We start from the raw sequence: 21,279 nt of genomic DNA, 5'->3' as shown, positions 1-21,279 counted from the left end.
TTGTCGCGCACGAGGAGCAGCGAACCGGCCATGATATCCTGTTACGACATTGGAGGGTCGTTCATCCGGTCCGGCGCGCTGCAGTCTGCAGGTACCGTAGAGGAAAGTGAACGCATAGAGACCCCCCGAAACGACTGGGAAGAATTTGTGCAGGCCGTGAAGAAGGCGGCCGCCACGGCAACATCGCGGATCTCGATTTCGCTTGCCGGCGCCTACGATCAGAGGACCGGGATTGCCGATGTCGCCAACATTCCCTGTCTGCACGGGCGCGAAGTCGAGAAGGAACTGAGTGCTGCCCTCGGCCTTCCGGTCGCAATCATCAACGATGCCAACGCATTTGCGCTTGCCGAAGCCGTCGACGGAACCGGGCGCAACAAACCCGTCGTTTTCGGGATCATTCTGGGTTCCGGCGTCGGCGGCGGCCTGGTGATCAACGGTGATCTCGTCACCGGTTTCGGCGGGATTGCCGGGGAATGGGGTCACGGCCCCATCATTGATCCCGCGGCGGGTGGAACGCTAAGCCGGATCGGGCACTTTGCCTGCGGCTGCGGCCTGGTCGGTTGCGTTGACGCCGTGGGGTCCGCCCGCGGAATGGAGCGCATCCATTCCTCATTGCATGGCACCCGTTTATCAAGCCGTGAGATAACCCGTGACTGGCACCAAGGATCCGAGGAAGCAACAGAAACCGTCGACGCATTCACGACGCTTCTTTGCCGTGCGCTTTCGGTGCTGGTCAATACGCTCGGGCCCGACGTCATTCCGGTCAGCGGCGGACTGTCCAATGACAGCAAGCTACTCGAACTGATTGACCGAAAAACGCGGGATCTCGTCCTGGCAAGCTACGCAGAGCCACTGGTCGTGCGGGGGGACTTCGCGCAGAACGGAGGCTTGCACGGCGCAGGCATCTTCGCACGCAGGATATTCGGGAGCGTCGGGGAATGACCGGCACGAACCTGGAAGTGTGTGTCGACACGATTGAAGGGGCCTGGATTGCGGCAGAAAACGGTGCCGACCGGATCGAATTATGCGCAGCTCTGTCCGAGGGCGGCTTGACCCCGTCTGCAGGCATGATGGCCGCGGCATCAAGATTGCCCATTCCGGTCTATGCCATGATCCGGCCGCGTTCGGGTGACTTCAGATATTCGGACGCCGAAAAGACGATCATGCTCAGGGATATTCAACTGGCCGGTCACCACGGCATGAGCGGTATCGTGACAGGTGCCGCCACTTCTGACGGACGTCTCGATATCGAGTTCCTTTCCCCTGCCCTGCGCCACAGCGGGCTTCAAGGTACGCTTCATCGGGTGTTCGACACGCTGCACGATTTCCCCTTGGCGATCGCAGATGCGATCGAAGCCGGCTTCGAACGCATTCTTACCTCCGGCCAGGGCCGGAAAGCGGACCGGCATCTTCAGGCGCTTGCCGAGATTGTCCGTCTCGCCGAGGGGCGTATCTCCATCATGGCCGGGTCGGGCGTGAGCCATCTGAACGCATCGCGCATTCTGGCCGAGACGGGCGTGCACGAATTACACGCGTCCTGTTCGGTACTGGAGAAGGCCCACTCATCGAACCAGCCGGAAGTAAGCCTGGGCTTCATAGCGCAGGATGGCATCCGGGTGACGAGTGCCGAGCATGTGCGGCTGCTGAGAGCCGCCATCGACACATTTGACGAAAACAGGACGTGAGACGTTCCGTCTGAGATGCCGCGTCCTTCAAGTCACTGCCAATGATTAGGACAGAATACCTGACGTAAAGCATCGAAATTTACGTTAAGGAACGATTCACGATTGCCGAAAATTTTAATCAAAGCTACCATTGGCCTGTTTTCAGAGACACCAATTGCCAATTATGACAGGATCAGCTTCAACTCATCAGCAATTTTAACAGGATAGTTTCGGTCACGTCGCGGTGAATGACCTTGAATCGCCGACCAAAAACCACATTTATTTATAGAAAGTAAATGATATCACCGAAAAATGTGATGTTCGTTACACTCAAAACCTAGAATGTGGTGCGATAATGGCAAAATCGTGACCGCGCAGCGTGGGGCGCACGCTTATAAAACATAGAAATTCTGCGGAAAAGAGCCAAAAAACAGGCCGTATCCGCAAGTGCCCCAAGTGCGGTTGAGCTGGTTGTATTAGCCTTGGGAGGCGTACATGCAACGGAATACCAGAGCTGGAACTATTGCGCTCGGTCTCATCCTCGCCATGGCGAGCGGCGCATTAGCCGAACAACTTCCTCAGGAGACCATCACCCTGCCGGAGGACCGCCTAGCGGTTACCGTTGCGTCTGCGACGGTTGACCAGAAGGATCCGCTGGAGAGTGAGCTGACCATCTGGGTTGGTGAAATCGAACTCGATGGCAAGAACACCGTCTGGGTGGAACTCATCGATTCCTACGGTGAAGTCATTTACGATTCCGAGGTCAGTCAGAACGAGACGCATCTGCTGCCTGACGGGCGTGCCGTTGTCGTGCGTTCAATGGATCAGGAGACCGTGGTTGCCGGCAAGGACGAGTCGCGTCTCGTCACCGAAGGCGCTCTCATGGTGACCCGCAGGGTTGTCAATGAAGGCGCGGACGCAACGACCGTCGAACTGATCGAAACCGAAAACGAGCCGGTCGAGCGCGGAACGATGTTGCAGGTCGCAGACTTCGGCCAATCGGTCTGGAACAACATTGTCGCGTTTTTCGATGCTGCCAGAACCCGTGTGGAGATTGCCTGGAACTGGCTGGTTGACACGCTGCAGGCCTGACCGGACTATTTCTTTTTTTCGTGACGAAACTCACGGGCCCGTTTTCCGAGCGGGCCCGTTTTGCGTCCGTCAATGGTGCGCCGTTACCTGCAATTGAACCGGCGCGGCACGTTTCAATTGATACCCCCGGCATCAGGATCCAGTTTTGCCGGGCAAAATAAATTATTAAATTCATCGCTCTGCGTGATCCGAGCTGATTTCTGCGCCGTAACCCCCTTTACAAAAGCAATAAAATCTCGCCTGGCCGCAAGTCCTTGCGGACTGCCCAGACTCGAAAAGGAATGAACATGCGGATTGCCGTCATCGGCTCCGGGATCTCCGGAAACAGTGCTGCTTGGGCCCTCAGTGAACAGCACGACATCGTGCTTTACGAAAAACGAAGCCGGGCCGGAGGCCATAGCGCGACAGCCGACATTGACTACGACGGAACGCCGATTTCGGTGGACACCGGTTTCATCGTTTACAATGAGCGCAACTATCCGAACTTCACCGCGCTGTTGAACCACCTCAACGTTGCCACCGAAGCAAGTGACATGAGCTTTGCGCTTTCGGCCGACAACGGCAGCCTCGAATGGTCCGGCGACTCGGTCAACACGGTGTTCGCGCAACGCTCAAACCTGCTGTCGCCGCGGTTCCTTTTCATGCTGAAGGACATGTTCCGCTTCAACAAGCAGTCCGTTGTGGATCTGCACGCAGGAAGGCTGACCGGAGAGACCCTTGGCGGCTATCTGGAAAAGAACCGGTATTCGCAAGGGTTCATAAATGACTATCTGCTCGCGATGGGGGCAGCGATCTGGTCCACGCCGATCAACGAGATGCGCTCCTATCCCGCAGAAAGCTTCGTCGCGTTTTTCGAAAATCACCGCCTTCTGTCCTTCGAACCCACACTTTGGCGGACGATCTCGGGCGGCAGCAGGAACTACGTCAACAGGCTGCTCGCCCCTCTGGCAGGAAAGATCAGGCTCGCGGCGCCCGTCGTCGAAATCACGCGAAAAAACCAGAAAGTTCTGGTGAAGGACGCAACCGGCCACAGCGATGTCTTCGACCATGTTATCCTGGCAAGCCACACGGATCAGAGCCTTGCCATGCTCGGAGATCCGAGCCCGCAGGAACGGGACATCCTCGGCGCCATCAGATACCGTCCGAACGAAGTCTACCTTCATCGCGACGAACGCCTGATGCCCAAGCGGAAAAAGGTCTGGTCATCGTGGAATTACATGTCCGACCGCGACGCGGGCGAAACACGCGACGTGACGGTCAGCTACTGGATGAACCGGCTTCAGAACATCGACCGCAGCAAACCCGTATTCGTGACCCTCAATCCTTTCGAAGCGCCTTCCGAGGACAAGACCTTCGCAAAATACATCTATGATCATCCGCAATTCGACGCCGCGGCACTGCGTGCCAAGAAGCGCATGGAAGAAATTCAGGGTGTGAACAACACCTGGTATTGCGGCGCATGGAACGGACATGGCTTCCACGAGGACGGCCTCGCCTCTGGTCTTGCCGTGGCAAAACGGCTCGGTGCGCAGCTGCCATGGGAAAAACCACAGGCTGAAACGGCGTATCTGGAAGCGGCGGAATGACCCGGCAAAACCGGAATACCATGAGCGACAACGGCGAACCGCCGGACGGTCCGGCGTCTATTTACTCCGGTCAGGTGATGCACCACCGCATGAAGCCTGCAGAACACAGGTTCAGCTACTCCGTGTTCTCACTGCTGTTAGATCTCGACCAGCTCGGCAAAGCCCGCAAGCTTTCCCGCTTCTTTTCCGTGAACCGGTTCAATCTCCTGTCCTTTCACGAGAAGGATCACGGCAAGCGCGACGGCTCCGATCTCAGGCGCCATATCGATACCTTGCTCGGCAAGAAGTCGGTCAAAAGACCCTCCAGGGTGCTGCTTCTCGCGTATCCGCGGCTCCTCGGCTACGGGTTCAATCCGTTGAGCGTCTACTACGCATATGACGACGACGATCAACTGACGGCAATCGTCTACGAGGTGCGCAACACGTTTGGCGGGCTGCACACCTACGTCCTGCCGATCGAAACCGGTCAGATGAGCAATGCAGGCGTGCGACAGAGCCAGTCAAAGGAGTTTTACGTTTCGCCGTTCATCAGCATGGAGCAGCACTACCATTTTCGCATGCTGCCGCCCGGCGATGCGGTCAGGGTCAGGATCCTCGAAACGGACGCCAAAGGGCCACTTTTGTCTGCGACTTTTTCCGGGTCCGGTACGCCGCTGACATCCCGTGCGATTTTCAGGGAATGCGTTCGCGTTCCCTTCCTCTCGGCGAAGGTGATTATGGCAATCCATTGGGAAGCCTTTAAAATCTGGCTCAAGCGTGTACCATTCCATCCCCGGCCCGTTGACCGTTCAAGTCAGGGCCGGTTGGGAGAGCGGCCGGTTTCACTGGCTTCGGACAAGTGACATTTCAAGAGGTTTTGCGATGAGTGAGCCTGTTGCACTAACCAGACATAATCTGCGCAAACAACTCAAGGGCGCCCCTCGCCTCGCGCGCATGGCTGCCAGCCTTGCCTTGCGAATCCGCTACGGGTCGCTGGAAATCAGTTTTCCTGATGGCAGAAAGTTCAGCATCCAGGGCCGCGAGGACGGGCCTCACGGCGTGCTTGACATTCACGACTGGCGGTTCTTCCGCATGGTGGTCAAGGCGGGCGATGTCGGAGTCGGCGAGGCCTTCATGGCCGGTTACTGGTCGTCGCCGGATGTAACGACGTTCCTGGAAGTGTTCTGCATAAACCAGGAATCGACCCTTGAAGCGATCCAGGGACAGCCGTTGACCCGTATCCTGCTTTCGGTCCGGCATTGGCTCAACTCCAACACACGCCGGGGGTCGAAACGGAACATTTCCGCGCATTACGATCTCGGGAACGCCTTCTACAAGGAATGGCTTGATCCCTCGATGACCTATTCGTCGGCGATCTACAGCAACGAAACCAACAACCTGGAACAGGCTCAGGCGGAAAAATATGCGTCGCTGGTGAAGCAGACCGGCATCGAGCCTGGTCATACCGTTCTCGAGATTGGTTGCGGCTGGGGCGGGTTCGCAGAACACGTCGCAAGGACGGTCGGCGCGCATGTCAAGGCGCTGACGATTTCCCGTGAACAATACGATTATGCGCGCGAGCGCATCTTCAACGCCGGGCTCAACGAAAAGGTCGACGTGGTGTTTCAGGACTACCGCGACGAGCGTGGTGTCTACGACCGGATCGCATCAATCGAGATGTTCGAGGCCGTCGGAGAGAAATACTGGACAACCTATTTCAGCCAGCTCTCCAACTGTCTCAAGCCGGGCGGCAAGGCCGGACTTCAGATCATCACGATCCAGGATACGATGTTCGAAGACTACCGGCGCGGCACCGATTTCATACAGCGGTACATCTTTCCAGGTGGCATGCTTCCGCCGCCCGGCAGGCTCGTCGACATCGGAAAGTCGCTGGGTCTGGACCTCGCCGAACAGAAGATCTTCGGACAGGACTATGCGCGCACGCTCGCCGAGTGGCGGCAGCGGTTCCGCCAAGCGTGGCCGCAGATCCGGCCGATGGGCTTCGACGAGCGCTTCAAACGTCTGTGGGAGTTCTATCTTCACTATTGTGAAGCCGGGTTCCGTGCCGGAAATATCGACGTGCGCCAGATGGTCTACGTCAAGGCCTCCTGACCAAGCATCAGGCTTCCAGACACTCTCAGGCCGGCTCTTCAGCCGGCCTTTTACTCTCCAGGCGTGTGGGCTTTTTCTTGTTCCAGCCGGTCGATCTGGAGACAAGGGCAAAATAGGCGCGGTAGGGCAGCATCCTGAGCATCTTCAGTTGCCTGACAAAGGCCCCTGGAAACGCGATTTCGAATTTCGAAGGGTGCTGAAGACCCTTGATGATTTCCCCGGCGGCTTCTTCACGCGTGATCAGATGCGGCATCGGAAACGGGTTGGACTTGGTGGCCGGCGTATCGACGAAACCGGGATTGACCAACTGAATTCGAATGCCGGCCCGGTCGAGATCGAACTTCAATGACTCGGCCATGTTGATCAGCCCCGCCTTTGAGGCGCCGTAGGCGGCTGATGTCGGCAAACCGCTGTATCCCGCGACTGAGGACACGATCGCGATCTGCCCGCGGGATCTCAGTTTCATCGCCTCGATCGCCGGCAGCAGCACATTCACCGCGCCCATCAGGTTGACGTCAAAACTCTTGCGAAATGCATCGACATCCGCGTCCAGCCCATCCTGAGGAAGATAAATCCCCGCGTTTACCACGAGAAGTGCGACACCGCCCAAATCTCTCTCGATTGAGCGGCAATGCTCCGCCATAAGCGACGTGTCCGTCACGTCACCGGGATAGGCAACAATCTCTCCAGGGAGGTCCCGCGCAGCTGCGCTCAGCGCTTCCAGTGCATCCTTGGAGCGCGCCGTAGCGGCAACACGCCAGCCTTCTTTCGCCAGTGCGAGGGAAAGTGCATAGCCTATGCCGGAGCTTGCTCCCGTGATCCAGGCAGCTCCGTGTGTGGGGTGGGCAACGAATTGTGTCTGAGGCAATACGATCTCCTTGGCCTGTACCGATTATACGCACAGGCCCCGGAGTGCGGATTTGTGGTCACCGCATAAAAGGTGCAAACCAGCGGCCGACCGGTCCGGTCAGTTCAAGACGCCCTGCGGTCACCGCAAAGCAAATGCAGTCTTCGCCTTCGTCAGCAATAGGCTTGTGATCGACATCGCCATCGGCAAAGGCAAGATCGCCGGACACGAAGTGCCCGTCCTCGTCAGTGAACCCGCCCTGCAGGACAAGTGTCAGTTCCGTACCGTGGTGCGTGTGCGAGGGCATGGCCCGGCCAGCGCGCACCCAGATCAAGCTGCTCGCGCAACCGTCGATTTCGCCGAACTTGCACTCCTTCACGCCGGGAAGCAGAGTCTTCCAGGGCAACCCTTCCATCGACCGTCCGATAATGCTCTGCAGCGAATGCGGAACATTACTGCCGCTCTGCACCAATGGTGTATTGTCGTTCGAAAGAGGGGCATCGTCACTGAAGATTGCCGAAAGCATGGAGTCCCGGTCGTTGAATGCAACCGGATCGGCGTCGCTCAAGCTGACACCACCGAGGCTTTCCAGCGACGAGACATAGCCCCGGTTCTGGTCGCTCAGTTCCAGATGCGCTCCAACCAGCGCCTGTGCCGGGTAGGACAGCGTACCGGCCGCATAGCCAGCAAGCAGTTCATCCATTCCGGTCACGTTCTTTTCCATTTCCGCTCTCATTTAACTCCAAGCACCCATTTAGCTTTAAAGCCGGTACGTAGTGCAACGTTTTCCGGATCATGTTCTACACCAAAAATATTCCAATTTAAAATTTCATCCAGTGGTTTTGCAGAACAACTCCATGCTCACTTTCAATAGATTAGCGGAAAATCCATCGCAAAACGGTTGCCGGCGCTGGCATTCGAAGGCCAAGCACTTAAATTGCAAACTTGATCCTGGATGCTGCTGCCTTTAGCGTCCCGGTCCAATGAATACCATTTGGCCTTTTCCCGCTTGGTGGCCAGATCAGCCAGGAATGAAAAAATGACTGTGTCCGCTTCCGTTGTCGACGCGATTGGCAATACCCCCCTGATTCGCCTGAAAGCCCTCTCGGAGGAAACCGGCTGTGAAATTCTTGGCAAAGCCGAATTCATGAATCCGGGACAGTCCGTGAAGGACAGACCAGCGCGGCAAATGATCCTGGAAGCCGAAGCAAAGGGCGATCTGAAACCGGGTGGTGTGATCGTCGAGGGAACCGCCGGCAATACCGGGATCGGCATTGCCCTTGTCGCTGGTGCGCGCGGTTACAGGACCGTGATCGTCATTCCGGAAACGCAGAGCCAGGAAAAGAAAGACATGCTGCGTCTTTGCGGCGCAGAACTCGTTGAGGTTCCCGCAAAGCCTTTCAGGGATCCCAACAACTACCAGCATGTCGCGCGCCGTCTGGCCGAGGAGATGGCCAAGAGCGAGCCCAACGGGGTCATTTTCGCCGATCAGTGGAACAACCTCGACAACAAGAAGGCACACTACGTCACGACCGGGCCGGAAATCATGGCCCAGACCGGCGGCCGCGTGGATGCCTTTATCTGCGCCGTCGGCTCCGGCGGCACACTGTCGGGCGTTTCCCAGTACCTTCAGGAAAACAAACCCGGCGTCGTTATCGGCTGCGCCGATCCGCGCGGTGCGGCGATGCAATCGCTCTTCACCACAGGGGAAGCCGTCGCGTCCGAAGGGGGATCCATCTCCGAGGGAATCGGGCTCGGCCGCAAGACACCGATCGTTCAGGACGTGAAGGTGGACTACGCCTACACGATCGCCGACGAGGACGCACTCCCGCTGGTTTTTGACCTGGCCGAAAACGAAGGTCTGCTTCTTGGCGGCTCAAGCGCGATCAATCTCGCCGGAGCCCGGCGGCTGGCAAAGGAAATCGGTCCGGGAAAAACAATCGTGACCATCCTTTGCGATCACGGAACCAGGTACCATTCAAAACTCTACAATCCGGATTTTCTCAGATCGAAGAATCTACCGGTGCCCGATTGGCTCGAAAAGCAGACAACACTTCAGGCTCCGTTCGAGTGAGCCCGAACAGCATGGGTTGAAATTCCATGGGGCAGGATGACCCGACCCTCGCGCAGGACGGCGCAGACGCACAGGCCGTGATCCAGGACGCCGTCACCGATGTCGGCATTCTCGACATGATGGCGAACAATCTCGGTCTCGTCGCCGCCTTCGTGGTGCTCATGTATGCCACCGCCATTATCTGCGCAGTCCGGGAAGTCATGAATTCAACGACCTCGCAAGGGTCCGTTGCCTGGCTGCTGTCGCTGTTTTTCCTGCCCTACCTGACCGTTCCGCTCTATTTCGTCTTCGGCTGGAGGTCGTTTTCGGACTACGCGAAGATACAGGCATCGCTTGGACGTGCCGAAAGAGCACGACGTGCGGACGAACTCGGGCTTACGGATCACGAGGAAACCCGGGACTGGCCCGTGCTGACACGCGTCGCCGGTGTCCCGTTTCTCGCCGGAAACACGTCGGAACTGCTGATCGACGGCGATGCGACCTTTTCGGCTATCAAGGAAGCGATTGCGGCCGCTGAAAGCAGCATCTTCTTTCAGTTCTTCGCCATTCACGACGACAAACTCGGGCGCGAAATGGCGGACGCCCTGATCTCGCGTGCCAGGGACGGCATCAGGGTTCAGTTTCTATATGACGACGTCGGCAGCCATTCCTTGTCCAGAGCCTTTCTCAATCGCCTCAAGGATGCCGGGGTCGAGGTGTGCGGTTTCAACGAAAACCACAAGTTCCTGCGGCTTCTCGGCCCGATGCGGCTGAACTACCGCAATCACCGGAAGCTGGTCGTCATCGATTTCCGTACCGCATTCGTGGGCGGCCACAACGTCGCCGATCAGTATGTCGGACGCGATCGCTGGTTCGGTCACTGGCGCGACACCCATGTGAAGGTGGAAGGCCCTGCGGCAGTTGCCTGCGCGCTGTCATTCGTTGAGGACTGGCTGTGGGCAAGCGGCGAGCGCATCGACCTGCCGCAGGTGCGCGACATTCCGATGCCGGGCGACGAGTCGGTTCTGGTCATGCCGACCGGACCTGCGGACAAACTCGAGGAGTGCGCCATCGCGTTCGTCGAGGCCGCTGCGCGCGCGAAGGAGCGGTTGTGGATCACGACACCCTATCTCGTTCCGTCACTCGACGTTCAGACGGCACTTGCAGCCGCGGCCATGCGCGGCGTCGACGTGCGTATCCTGCTGCCCGAGAAACGGGACCACTGGACGGTATGGCTTGCAACCCATGCCTACGAGGATACGCTCGTTCAGCGCGGCGTGAAGGTCTACCGGTATACGGACGGTTTCCTGCACCAGAAAGTGACCCTGCTCGACAATGACCTGGTCTCGATCGGAACGGTGAATTTCGACAACCGGTCCTTTCAGATCAATTTCGAACTGACCCTGTGGTTCACGCATGAGCGGATGATCCAGAACGTCGAGGCGATGCTGGAGGTGGATTTCGAGAAGGCAAGCCTGACATGGCCGGACGCATTCCGCTCTAGAAGCTACGTCTTCCGCGTTTTCGCGCAAGGTGCCCGGTTGCTGTCTCCGATCCTCTAGAGTACGGCCCCGGGTCTCACCCCGTTCGTCCGGGGTGAGGACGGTGGGTAGCAAAACGTTTTGGCCCAATTCCTATGCCCGCTCGGGTGTTTGACTGACGCTCTGCTTCATCCTGAGGAAGGCCAAAGGCCTGTCTCGAAGGATGGGCGGCATATTCCGAGTACCCGGCCCATCCTTCGAGACAGCGCTAAGGCGCTTCCTCAGGATGAGGTTTGTTTGCGCACACGGGACTTCCCGGCCAAGCGCAGCGCGTACCGGGACCGGGGCGTCTCTGCCCTTGCGGCTCGTCTGCTTTCCCACGGCACACCCGGGCTCCCCGGCCCCGGGTCTCACTCCGTTCGCCCGGGGTGACGATGGTGGGACAATGGGTTCTTCAACAATATCCATCAGTCAAGCAAGTTTCGCCAATCGCGGGCCTCATCCTGAGGAAGGCCACAGGCCTGTCTCGAAGGATGCGCAGCATATTCTGAGTGCGCAGCACGCGCCGGGACCGGGCATATATTTGGTTGCGCGCTCTCTGTTCATCTGCATTCTTGTGCTCCGGCGGTCTCGTTTGCCGGTGTTCGCCGGCGGTCACGCTTGTCCAGCTGTGCCGCCGGGCGGATGCCTGCGGGTGCCAGGCAGGTCCTGCGTTGCAGCTTTACACCGCCCGGGCAATCAGCCGAACCAAGAGGAACAAGCATGGAAAAGACACAAGTGGCCATCATCGGCGGCGGACCGGCGGGCCTCGCGGCGGCACTGACGCTGTCACGCTCCATGATGACATCGATCGTCTTCGATGCCCCGCCCCCCTCCAGAAACGCGGCATCGCCCTTCGTGGCGGCTTTGCCGGGGTTGGACAAACGCGCGCCAGGTGACGTTCGGAAAGACATTCGTGGTGATATCGGCGCCTATCCCTATGCCGTCATCGAGGACGTTGGCATCAGCGAGTTGAAGCGTGCACAGGACAGTTTCACGCTGGTTCGCGATGACGGATCATCGATCCGTGCAGACAAGGTCCTTCTGGCAACCGGAATGATCGACATCTTGCCCGATCTGCCGGGACTGGAGGCCTGCTGGGGCCAAAGCGTCATCAACTGTCCGTTCTGCCACGGGATCGAATGGCAAGACGCGCGCTGGGGTATCTATGCGCATCGGCCGGAGGTACTCGATGCCGCGGAGATCTACCGCAACTGGACGCCGAACCTCACCTATTTCGTCAACCCCGGACTATCGCCGAGCCCGGACAGGCGTCAGCAGATCCGGGATCTCGGCGCCAACATCATTGACGGACTGCCGCAAAGGCTGGTTTCGGAAAATGGCAACCTGCAGCGCGCGGAATTTCCGGGTGGTGGGACGACAGACCTGGATTGCCTGCTGGTGTTTCCCCACCAACGTCAGACCAGTCTTGTCGCCAATCTGGATCTGACAATGACGGATGCGGGCTACGTGGCTGTTGATGACGGATTTCGCACGTCAGAGCCCGATATCTATGCCGCCGGCGACCTCACCTATCCGGGGCACCAGAACACGCCGACGGCCCTGCACATGGGCAACATGGCGGCCGCGACCATCGTGATGGACCAGTGCTTCGGCAAGTGATTTCAGATCCGCAACAAAGGTCGACGGATCACGTCCGGGTCTATAGGCTGCGGGACTGTTTCACCCTTCCAGCGGGCTGCTCACCGGCCCGCAACACGATGACCTGGAGCCAACCATGACCACGCCCCTGTTTCGTGACGACGCCTACCTGCGCACGTGCGAAGCAAAGGTGACGGGCGTCAACGAGCGCGGTGGTCTGCTGCTTGATCGAACCGTCTTCTACGCCACCGGCGGCGGCCAGCCTGGCGACAGCGGCCACTTGGAGCTTGCCGACGGCACGCAGATCGAGATCGCGACGACCGTCTATGACGCCGACCGGGTTTCCATTGTTCACGTTCCTTCGGAGGGCCAATCCCTGCCCGAACCGGGCAGCGAGGCGATTGTGCATGTCGATTGGGCGCGGCGCTACAGGATGATGCGGGTCCACACGGCGCTACACTTGCTCTCCGTCGCCCTGCCCTTTCCCGTCACTGGCGGCCAGATCGGCGACAAGGAAGGTCGTCTTGATTTCGACATGGGCGATGAAACAGTGGACAAGGACAGCTTGCACAAGGTGCTCAATGAGCTTGCGGCCGGCGATCACGAGGTCACTACCGAGTGGATCACCGACGAAGAACTCGACGCCAATCCGGCGCTTGTCAAAACCATGTCCGTCAAACCGCCCAGAGGGTCCGGCAGGGTCAGGCTGGTCCGGATCGGAAAGGATGTCGACCTTCAACCGTGCGGCGGCACCCACGTTTCCAGAACTTCGGAGATCGGGGAACTTTCGATCGGCAAAACCGAGAAGAAGGGCAAACAGAACAGAAGGGTTCGCATAGGTCTTGCGGACTAGGGTACAGGAGGCAAGATCATGCACCTTTCCGGCAGTTGTCATTGCAAGGCGATCCGGTTTGAGCTGGAGAGCAAGACGCCCTACCCCTACATGCGCTGTTATTGTTCCGTCTGCCGCAAGGTCGGCGGTAGTGCCGGCTATGCCATAAACCTCATGGGCGATGCGGACAGTCTGAAGACGACAGGAACTGAGGCGAAAGCCGTTTATCACGCAGACATCGACGGTACGCAGAGCCCTGCCGAACGGCACTTCTGCAAGCGATGCGGGACGCATCTCTGGGTTTGGGATCCACGCTGGCCGGATCTGGTCCATCCGCATGCCGGTGTCATCGACACCCCCTTGCCAAAGCCACCTGAAACCGTCCATATCATGCTTGAGTACAAGCCCGACTGGATCGAGGTGCCGCTCGGTATCGGTCACGTCCACTTCAAGAATTATCCCGATTTGTCCATCGAGGAATGGCACAAATCCAAAGGGCTCTACCAGAGTTGAGGAGTTTCAATGTCCGACCATCCGCTTGTTTCGACCCAATGGCTGGCCGATCATCTTGACTCCCCGGATCTGGTGGTCGTCAACGCCTGGATGCCACCGGTCACGCATCCCGATGCACCGCCGGTCTACCCGAACGCGCACATCCCCGGTGCGGTGTTCTTCGACGTCAACGAAATCTGCGACAAGAACAGCGACCTGCCGCACATGCTGCCTGCGCCGCACGTGTTCTCCTCCGCGATGCGCAAGCTCGGGATCGGCGACGGACAGACAATCGTCGTCTATGACGATTTCGGTTTTTATTCCGCACCGCGGGTCTGGTGGACCCTGCGCACCATGGGTGCCGACAGCGTCTACGTGCTGGATGGCGGCTTTCCGAAGTGGCGCGCAGAAAACAGGCCCTTCACGGACGACGTGCCGCGCAAACCGCAAAGCCACTTCACCTCCCGGCTCAATCACGGCGCGGTCGCCAATCTGGCGCAGGTCAGGCGCTCGACCGAAACAGGAGACCGACAGTTGCTCGATGCCAGGTCCGCAGACCGCTTTGCCGGTACCGCACCCGAGCCCAGAGCGGGACTGCGTCAGGGCCACATGCCGAATGCGCTCAATCTTCCCTTCACGCAGTTGATCAAAGAAGACGGAACGTTTCGCGCACGCACCGACCTCGAAGTGATCTACAAGGACGCCGGGGTCGACCTGCAGAAACCGATTACCACGACCTGCGGCTCAGGCGTGACGGCCGCGATCCTCACTCTGGGTCTCACCGTCCTCGGCGTCCGGGATGTCAGCGTCTACGACGGCTCCTGGACCGAATGGGGCGGCCGCGACGACACGGAGGTCGTGACCGGGGAACCGTGACGGTAGTCAGACGAACGCCGTCCGGCGGACGCTCCAAGAGAAAACAGAAAAGGCCCTGGAACGCGTGTTCCAGGGCCTTTTCGGTTGTTGGTGACGCAACTGATCAGTGATGCAGAATCTGGCTCAAGAAGAGCTTCGTGCGCTCGTGCTGCGGGTTCACGAAGAAGTCTTCCGGTTCGTTCTGTTCAACGATCTGGCCGGCATCCATGAAGATCACGCGGTTTGCGACCTTGCGGGCAAAGCCCATCTCGTGGGTGACGCAGAGCATGGTCATGCCTTCCTCGGCAAGACCGACCATCACGTCGAGAACTTCCTTGATCATTTCCGGGTCGAGGGCCGATGTCGGCTCATCGAACAGCATGATCTTGGGGTTCATGCACAAGGAGCGCGCAATCGCAACACGTTGCTGCTGACCGCCGGAAAGCTGACCCGGGTATTTCAGGGCCTGCTCGGGGATCTTCACGCGCTCAAGATAGTGCATCGCGATATCTTCGGCTTCCTTCTTCGGCATCTTGCGCACCCAGATCGGCGCCAGCGTGCAGTTCTCCAGGATCGTCAGATGCGGGAACAGATTGAAATGCTGAAAGCACATGCCGACTTCGCGGCGGATTTCGTCGATCTTCTTCAGGTCGTTCGTCAACTCGATCCCGTCAACAAGGATCTGCCCGGCCTGATGTTCTTCCAGCCGGTTGATGCAGCGGATCATCGTCGACTTGCCGGATCCCGAAGGTCCGCAGATAACGATCCGCTCGCCGCGCATCACCTTCAGATTGATGTCTCGGAGGACGTGGAAGTCGCCGTACCACTTGTTCATGTTGTTGATTTCGATCGCAACATCCGTGTCGGACACTTGCATTTTCGAACGGTCGGCGGAGAGCTCTTCCGCGTTTACTGCATTTTCACTCATGGGTTCACTCCAAAATTTCGAAGGACCGGAGCGCTGCGGCCGTCCGCGCGCTCCGGCTGCAGTTCGTTAGCGTTTGTGTCCGGTATGAAGCTTGTTCTCCATGAAAATGGAGTATCGCGACATTCCGAAACAGAACACGAAGAATACGATCGCCGCAAACAGATACCCGGTATGGCCCTGACTTGGCGTTGACCAGGTGGGATCCGTGAAGGACGACTGGATCTGACCGAGAAGATCGAACATGCCGACGATCAGGACCAGAGTGGTATCCTTGAACAACCCGATGAAGGTGTTGACGATGCCCGGGATCACGAGTTTCAGGGCCTGAGGCAGAATGATGAGATACATCATCGGCCAGAACCGCAAACCCAGCGCCATTGCACCTTCATACTGTCCTTTTGGAATGGCCTGCAGACCACCGCGCACGACTTCCGCCATATACGCTGCGGAGAACAGCGTCACGCCGATCAGAACACGCAGCAACTTGTCGAACGTCACCCCTTCGGGAAGGAACAGCGGCAGCATCACAGACGACATGAACAGCACCGTGATGAGCGGAACACCGCGCCAGAACTCGATGAAGATGATCGACACCAGCTTGATGATCGGCATCTGCGACCGCCGGCCGAGCGCCAATGCAATGCCAAGAGGCAAGGACGCGACGATCCCGGTTACCGCGATCACAAGCGTGACAAGCAGACCGCCCCAAACCGCAGTTTCAACGATCGGAAGCACGACCGTGTCGCCGATGACGAGACCGGTGAGCAGGAAGTACGCCACGATCGGGAACACCACCAGGAACAGGATCGCGTTGGTCCGTTTGAACGGTGCGCTCGGGATGGCAAGCGGCACCAGGAGCAGAGCGAAGAGCGCATAGACGATATCGACGCGCCATGTTTCGGCGGACGGGTACCGGCCATAGATGAATTGCGGGAAATATGCCTCGACATATGCCCAGCACGCGCCTCCGTGACCGCCGTCCTGCGGCAGGCAGGCCTCACGGTTGTCCCCCGTCCAGACCGCGTCAATGAATGCGAACTGGATGAAGGGTGCGATGATCCAGTAAGCGAGCAGGATGCCGATAAACGTCAGGATCGTGTTGGTTACTGAGGAGAACAGGTTCTTGCGCATCCATCCGATAGCACCGGTGGTGGACACCGGCGCCGGCAATGTCGGCGCTTCTTCCGTTCTCATCTGAAAGATATCAGTGTTAGCCATGATGTGCGCTCCCTATCTTTCCACGAGCGCCATGCGCTGGTTGTACCAGTTCATGAAGGCCGATGTAATCAGGCTGAGAGACAGATAGACCGCCATCCAGATACCGATGATTTCGATTGCCTGACCAGTCTGGTTGAGCACGGTGCCTCCCACCGACACGAGGTCGGGAAACGCAATCGCGACCGCGAGCGACGAGTTCTTGGTCAGGTTCAGATACTGACTTGTCAGCGGCGGAATGATCACGCGCATTGCCTGCGGGATGATCACCAGGCGCAGGGTCGGTCCCTGGCGCAGACCGAGGGCATGCGATGCCTCCGTCTGTCCATGGCTGACCGCCTGGATACCCGCGCGAACGATTTCCGCAATGAAGGCAGCGGTATAGATCGCCAGCGCAGCCGTCAGGGCGAGAAATTCCGGAATGAGGTTCATCCCGACACCCAGTTCAAAGCCTCTGCGCAGTGCCGGTCCCGTCTCCACGAAGTTCGGGTGTTCCAGCGTTATCGGCATTCCGGTGACGAAGTAAGTTATCACCGGCAGGCCGATGATGAGGCCAAGACCGGTCCAGAACACCGGAAACTGCTGACCCGTTTCCTCCTGACGCTTGCGTGCCCAACGGGACACGAAGACGGAGGCGACGATAGCGATGATCAGCGCGTAGCCGATGAATTCCGCACCGGGCTCCCAGATGGGTTTCGGACCACGCAAGCCTGCGATGTTCAGATGGAAGGTGTCGAAGAGCGACCACTTTTCCCGCTTGCCGGGAACTGCGCGCAGAACCGCGAAATACCAGAAGAAGATCTGCAGAAGCAGTGGAACGTTCCTGACCAGCTCGACATAGCAATAGGCGATGCGGCTGATGACCCAGTTGTTCGAAAGCCGCGCGATACCGACGAGGAAACCGATGACCGTTGCAATGAAGATGCCGACGACCGCAACCAGAACCGTATTCAGGAAGCCTACGAAGATGGCTTGTCCATAACTCGACGTTTCCGTGTATGGTACAAGCGACTGAATAATGCCGAAGCCGGCAGTATTCTCAAGAAATCCCCAACCCGAGGCAATGTTTTGCCGTTCCAGGTTGGCGATAGTGTTCGTCACGATGATGTATCCGAAGGTCAGCAGCAGCACCACCAGAAGGATCTGATAGAAGTAACCGCGGACTTTAGGATCGTTCATCAGCGAAGCACGCGCCGGCGCCCCCGCCGAGTCCTGCTCCATTACTGACATAGAACCTCGCCCAAGTTCACGAAAAGAGCCCGGCCTGTCGCCTCGCCTCTTTCACGTTTTATCTGCTTCTGCAACACGCTGGTGCGTGCTCCCTATCGGCTTATGAAGCAGGTGTTCCCCCACGCGTTCACCGGTTTTCCGGTTTGTGATGCGCGGATTTGTTTTATTGAGGGTCCCGGCAAATTGCCGGAACCCCTTTTTCCCCACAAGGAATGAGGATTAGCGTACCGGCGGAGCGTAGAGGAAACCGCCATCGCTCCACAGTGCGTTCACGCCGCGGGAGATACCGAGCGGAGTGTCCGGACCGACGTTGGCGTTGAAGCTTTCTTCGTAGTTGCCGACGTTCTTGATGACGTTGTACGCCCAGTCGTTGGACAGGCCGATGCCTTCACCGAAAGCACCTTCAACGCCCAGCAGACGCTTGACCGAAGGATTGTCGGAACCCTTCATGTCATCGACGTTTGCGGAGGTCACGCCCATTTCTTCGGCGTTGATCATCGCGTTGAGGGTCCACTTCGCGATGTTGAACCACTCATCGTCGCCCTGACGGACAACCGGACCAAGAGGCTCTTTGGAAATGATTTCCGGCAGAACCATATGATCGCCCGGGTTGGTCAGCTTCAGACGCTGTGCATACAGGCCGGAGGCGTCCGTGGTGTAAACGTCGCAACGACCGGCATCATAGGCAGCCACAACTTCGTCGGCCTTTTCGAAGGCGACGATTTCGTACTGCATGTTGTTTGCACGGAAGTAGTCAGCAACGTTCAGCTCGGTCGTCGTACCGGTGTTGGTGCAGACAGATGCGCCGGACAGCTCAAGCGCGGATGTCACGCCGAGATCCTTGCGGACCATGAAGCCCTGACCGTCGTAGTAGTTCACGCCAGCGAAGTTCAGGCCAAGCTGGGTGTCACGGGACATCGTCCAGGTGGTGTTGCGCGACAGAACGTCGACTTCACCGGATTGCAGAGCCGTGAAGCGCTCCTTGGCGGACAGCGGAGTGAATTTAACAGCGGAAGCGTCGCCGAATACTGCAGCGGCCATTGCGCGGCAGAGATCAACGTCGAGACCGGTCCAGTTCCCCTGAGCATCCGGATTGGAGAAGCCCGGCAGACCCTGGCTCACACCGCACTGGATGAAGCCTTTCGCCTTGACATCTTCCAAGGTTGTCGCACCCGCAGCTGTCGAAGCAGCGACGCCCATTGCAGCGCCGAGAACGAGTGGAAGGATTTTATTGGACATGGATATGCAGCCTTTATTTGTTACCCATACTTTTTTTTAGTGTTGGAACTCAGCGGGAGGCCTCCTCTGCGTCTCGTTTGCGGACGAGCGCTTGCCGCAGCGCGGCTTCCTCCAGATTTCTCCCGTTCCACCCAACGCGCCCATACGATGGCATTTGGCTGTTCGGGTCAAGTACTTGCTGTCATTATCTCGTCAAATTTCGCAACAGAACGTCCAAATGGGGCGGCCGCGTATGCACAAATAGCGAACATGGCTATTTCGAAATCATTCAATGCTCAAAAAGAGTTCATCCCGATTTTCCCCCGCGCCGCACGGCGTTAACCTTAAAACAAGGTTATCAATAGACCCGACGGCCAAACGGCCCTCCCGGCGGCCCGTTGACAGGTGCCGGACGTGGCTGGAATAAGCCTTCCTTACCGGGTACAACCCCGAGATCACTCCCCTCAAATCCGAAATCATTCGCTCATGTCTGACACCGATCCCAAAACACTCCTCAAAACCGATACGAAGCTCGCGCATGCCGGCCGCGATCCTTCCAGTTTCCATGGTTTCGTGAACCCTCCGGTCGTGCACGCATCGACCGTGCTGTTTCCCGATGTCGAAACCATGCGTCCGGGCGGGCAGAAATACACCTATGCAAGACGCGGCAACCCCACCACCGATTCCCTCGAAGAGGCGGTCAAGGAGCTTGAAGGCGCCGAAGGCGTCCTGCTTGCCAACTCCGGGCTGAATGCCGTGTCCCTGGCCGTGCTGTCCTGCGTCAAATCGGGAGACCACATCCTGATCACCGACACCGCCTATCATCCGACGCGGCATTTCGCCGATACGGTGCTGCCGAAATTCGGTGTTGAGGTCGACTACTACGATCCGGCGCTCGGCGCAGACATCGCGGCACTGTTCAAGCCCAATACAACCGCGGTCTTCACCGAAGCCCCGGGCTCCCTCACCTTCGAAATGCAGGACATTCCGGCGATCGCCCAGGCGGCGCACGCGGCCGGGGCGCTGGTGCTCATGGACAACACCTGGGCGACGCCGCTTTTCTGCCAGCCGCTTGCGCTCGGAGTGGACCTGTCGATCCAGGCCGGCACCAAGTACATCGTTGGCCATTCGGATGCGATGCTGGGAACGATCGCGGCCAGTGAACGTGCGTGGGAGGGCCTCCATGAACTGCATGGTGCCATGGGCTGTCACGTAGCGCCGGATGACGTCTATCTCGGACTTCGCGGTCTACGCACGCTGTCCGTGCGCCTGGAGCGGCATCAACGCAACACGCTCGACGTCCTGGCCTGGCTGAGGGACCAGCCTGTTGTCGCCCAGATCAGATATCCGGGACTGGACACCGATCCCGGCCATGCGATCTGGAAACGCGATTTCACCGGCGCTTCGGGCCTCTGCGCCTTCGACTTCGTCGCCGGAACGACGCGCGATCAGTCGAACACCTTCCTGAACGCGCTCAAGATCTTCGGGCTCGGGTATTCCTGGGGCGGGTTCGAAAGTCTCGCCATTCCGGCCAAGCTCAAGGGATCGCGCTCCGTGACACCGGTCGACGAGAGCCGGTGTTCGATCCGCCTTCATATCGGTCTGGAGGATCCCGAAGATCTCATCAACGATCTGAGCCAGGCCCTCGGCAAGGCCTTCGGATAGCGCTCACAGATGCGGCCGCCGGTTAGGCGGCCACTTCGCCCGTGCTCCAAACTGGATTAATCAGCCGGCCGGTCTCAGATGGTCGGATCTTCGCGCTTTTCCTTGAAGATCAGCCACAGGTTCCTGAAGTAGATGATGAGACCAAGCCCCTGCCCGGCGATGAAGACCGGGTCCTGGCGCTGAATTGCGTAGATCAGCAGCAGCGAACCGCCGGCGACGGAAAAGAACCAGAAGGCAACCGGGACAATGGACCGGCCGACGCGTTCCGACGCGATCCATTGTATGACGAACCGCATCATGAACATGGCCTGGGCGAAGAACCCCAGGATGATCCAGAAATCGAATTGCTCGACGAAAACAGCGTAGATCCAGTCGTAAAGAGCACTCAT

The 21,279-nt window shown here is 58.5% G+C and carries 20 protein-coding genes; 13 read left to right on the top strand and 7 right to left on the bottom strand.

The features are described from left to right. Positions 1 to 30: 30 nt before the first annotated feature. From ACO07N_RS21075 to ACO07N_RS21050, 6 genes are all read left to right on the top strand, one after another. The gene (locus tag ACO07N_RS21075; protein WP_421982907.1) at positions 31 to 942 is read left to right on the top strand and encodes an ROK family protein; all 912 of its coding nucleotides are present in this window, start codon (positions 31 to 33) and stop codon (positions 940 to 942) included. Further along, positions 939 to 1,685, top strand: a complete 747-nt coding sequence (locus tag ACO07N_RS21070; protein WP_421982906.1) for a copper homeostasis protein CutC — start codon at positions 939 to 941, stop codon at positions 1,683 to 1,685. Before ACO07N_RS21075 ends, ACO07N_RS21070 begins: the two co-directional genes overlap by 4 nt. A gap of 474 nt (positions 1,686 to 2,159) precedes the next feature. After that, a complete protein-coding gene (locus tag ACO07N_RS21065; RefSeq protein WP_421982905.1) occupies positions 2,160 to 2,756 on the top strand; it encodes a hypothetical protein in 597 nt (198 codons plus the stop codon). 287 nt (positions 2,757 to 3,043) lie between these two features. Beyond that, on the top strand, positions 3,044 to 4,342 hold the full coding sequence (locus ACO07N_RS21060) for an NAD(P)/FAD-dependent oxidoreductase (RefSeq protein WP_421982904.1): 1,299 nt from the start codon (positions 3,044 to 3,046) through the stop codon (positions 4,340 to 4,342). Next, a complete protein-coding gene (locus ACO07N_RS21055; protein ID WP_421982903.1) occupies positions 4,339 to 5,184 on the top strand; it encodes a DUF1365 domain-containing protein in 846 nt (281 codons plus the stop codon). Before ACO07N_RS21060 ends, ACO07N_RS21055 begins: the two co-directional genes overlap by 4 nt. Positions 5,185 to 5,203: 19 nt before the next feature. Continuing rightward, positions 5,204 to 6,433, top strand: coding sequence for a class I SAM-dependent methyltransferase (locus ACO07N_RS21050; RefSeq protein ID WP_421982902.1), 1,230 nt, complete (start codon positions 5,204 to 5,206; stop codon positions 6,431 to 6,433). Between the two features lie 25 nt (positions 6,434 to 6,458). Here ACO07N_RS21050 and ACO07N_RS21045 read toward each other — a convergent pair whose 3' ends face one another. Beyond that, the gene (locus tag ACO07N_RS21045; RefSeq protein ID WP_421982901.1) at positions 6,459 to 7,301 is read right to left on the bottom strand and encodes an SDR family NAD(P)-dependent oxidoreductase; all 843 of its coding nucleotides are present in this window, start codon (positions 7,299 to 7,301) and stop codon (positions 6,459 to 6,461) included. 58 nt (positions 7,302 to 7,359) lie between these two features. Further along, positions 7,360 to 8,004: a ChrR family anti-sigma-E factor gene (locus tag ACO07N_RS21040; RefSeq protein WP_421982900.1), complete on the bottom strand. Its 645-nt coding sequence runs from the start codon at positions 8,002 to 8,004 to the stop codon at positions 7,360 to 7,362. 315 nt (positions 8,005 to 8,319) lie between these two features. Here ACO07N_RS21040 and ACO07N_RS21035 point away from each other — a divergent pair, with 315 nt between their 5' ends. From ACO07N_RS21035 to sseA, 6 genes are all read left to right on the top strand, one after another. After that, on the top strand, positions 8,320 to 9,354 hold the full coding sequence (locus ACO07N_RS21035; RefSeq protein WP_421982899.1) for a cysteine synthase A: 1,035 nt from the start codon (positions 8,320 to 8,322) through the stop codon (positions 9,352 to 9,354). Between the two features lie 26 nt (positions 9,355 to 9,380). Further along, positions 9,381 to 10,895: a cardiolipin synthase gene (cls, locus tag ACO07N_RS21030; protein WP_421982898.1), complete on the top strand. Its 1,515-nt coding sequence runs from the start codon at positions 9,381 to 9,383 to the stop codon at positions 10,893 to 10,895. Positions 10,896 to 11,576: 681 nt separating this feature from the next. After that, entirely contained in the window at positions 11,577 to 12,476 is a 900-nt protein-coding gene (locus ACO07N_RS21025; protein WP_421982897.1) for an FAD-dependent oxidoreductase, read from the top strand. 115 nt (positions 12,477 to 12,591) lie between these two features. Then, a complete protein-coding gene (locus tag ACO07N_RS21020; protein WP_421982896.1) occupies positions 12,592 to 13,308 on the top strand; it encodes an alanyl-tRNA editing protein in 717 nt (238 codons plus the stop codon). Between the two features lie 18 nt (positions 13,309 to 13,326). Then, positions 13,327 to 13,800, top strand: coding sequence for a GFA family protein (locus tag ACO07N_RS21015; RefSeq protein ID WP_421982895.1), 474 nt, complete (start codon positions 13,327 to 13,329; stop codon positions 13,798 to 13,800). 9 nt (positions 13,801 to 13,809) lie between these two features. Next, positions 13,810 to 14,655, top strand: a complete 846-nt coding sequence (sseA, locus tag ACO07N_RS21010; RefSeq protein ID WP_421982894.1) for a 3-mercaptopyruvate sulfurtransferase — start codon at positions 13,810 to 13,812, stop codon at positions 14,653 to 14,655. Between the two features lie 103 nt (positions 14,656 to 14,758). On the opposite strand, the gene ACO07N_RS21005 is transcribed toward sseA, so the two are convergent. The 4 genes from ACO07N_RS21005 to ACO07N_RS20990 form a co-directional block, all read right to left on the bottom strand. Beyond that, complete coding sequence (locus ACO07N_RS21005; protein ID WP_421982893.1) at positions 14,759 to 15,562, bottom strand: amino acid ABC transporter ATP-binding protein; 804 nt, start codon at positions 15,560 to 15,562, stop codon at positions 14,759 to 14,761. Between the two features lie 66 nt (positions 15,563 to 15,628). Next, on the bottom strand, positions 15,629 to 16,780 hold the full coding sequence (locus tag ACO07N_RS21000) for an amino acid ABC transporter permease (protein WP_421982892.1): 1,152 nt from the start codon (positions 16,778 to 16,780) through the stop codon (positions 15,629 to 15,631). A gap of 12 nt (positions 16,781 to 16,792) precedes the next feature. Beyond that, positions 16,793 to 17,998, bottom strand: a complete 1,206-nt coding sequence (locus ACO07N_RS20995) for an amino acid ABC transporter permease (protein WP_421984467.1) — start codon at positions 17,996 to 17,998, stop codon at positions 16,793 to 16,795. A 228-nt stretch (positions 17,999 to 18,226) separates the two neighbouring features. Further along, positions 18,227 to 19,246, bottom strand: coding sequence for an amino acid ABC transporter substrate-binding protein (locus tag ACO07N_RS20990; protein WP_421982891.1), 1,020 nt, complete (start codon positions 19,244 to 19,246; stop codon positions 18,227 to 18,229). A 465-nt stretch (positions 19,247 to 19,711) separates the two neighbouring features. On the opposite strand from ACO07N_RS20990, the gene metC reads away from it, so the two are divergent. Next, on the top strand, positions 19,712 to 20,890 hold the full coding sequence (gene metC / locus ACO07N_RS20985) for a cystathionine beta-lyase (RefSeq protein WP_421982890.1): 1,179 nt from the start codon (positions 19,712 to 19,714) through the stop codon (positions 20,888 to 20,890). 74 nt (positions 20,891 to 20,964) lie between these two features. On the opposite strand, the gene ACO07N_RS20980 is transcribed toward metC, so the two are convergent. After that, positions 20,965 to 21,279, bottom strand: a complete 315-nt coding sequence (locus ACO07N_RS20980; RefSeq protein ID WP_306145069.1) for a lipid-A-disaccharide synthase N-terminal domain-containing protein — start codon at positions 21,277 to 21,279, stop codon at positions 20,965 to 20,967.

The sequence above is a fragment of the Roseibium sp. genome (assembly GCF_965229775.1).
In the GTDB taxonomy this organism is placed as follows: Bacteria; Pseudomonadota; Alphaproteobacteria; order Rhizobiales; family Stappiaceae; genus Roseibium.
The sequence above is the reverse complement of the archived record's forward strand: the minus strand, read 5'-3'. Positions and strand labels throughout refer to the sequence as shown.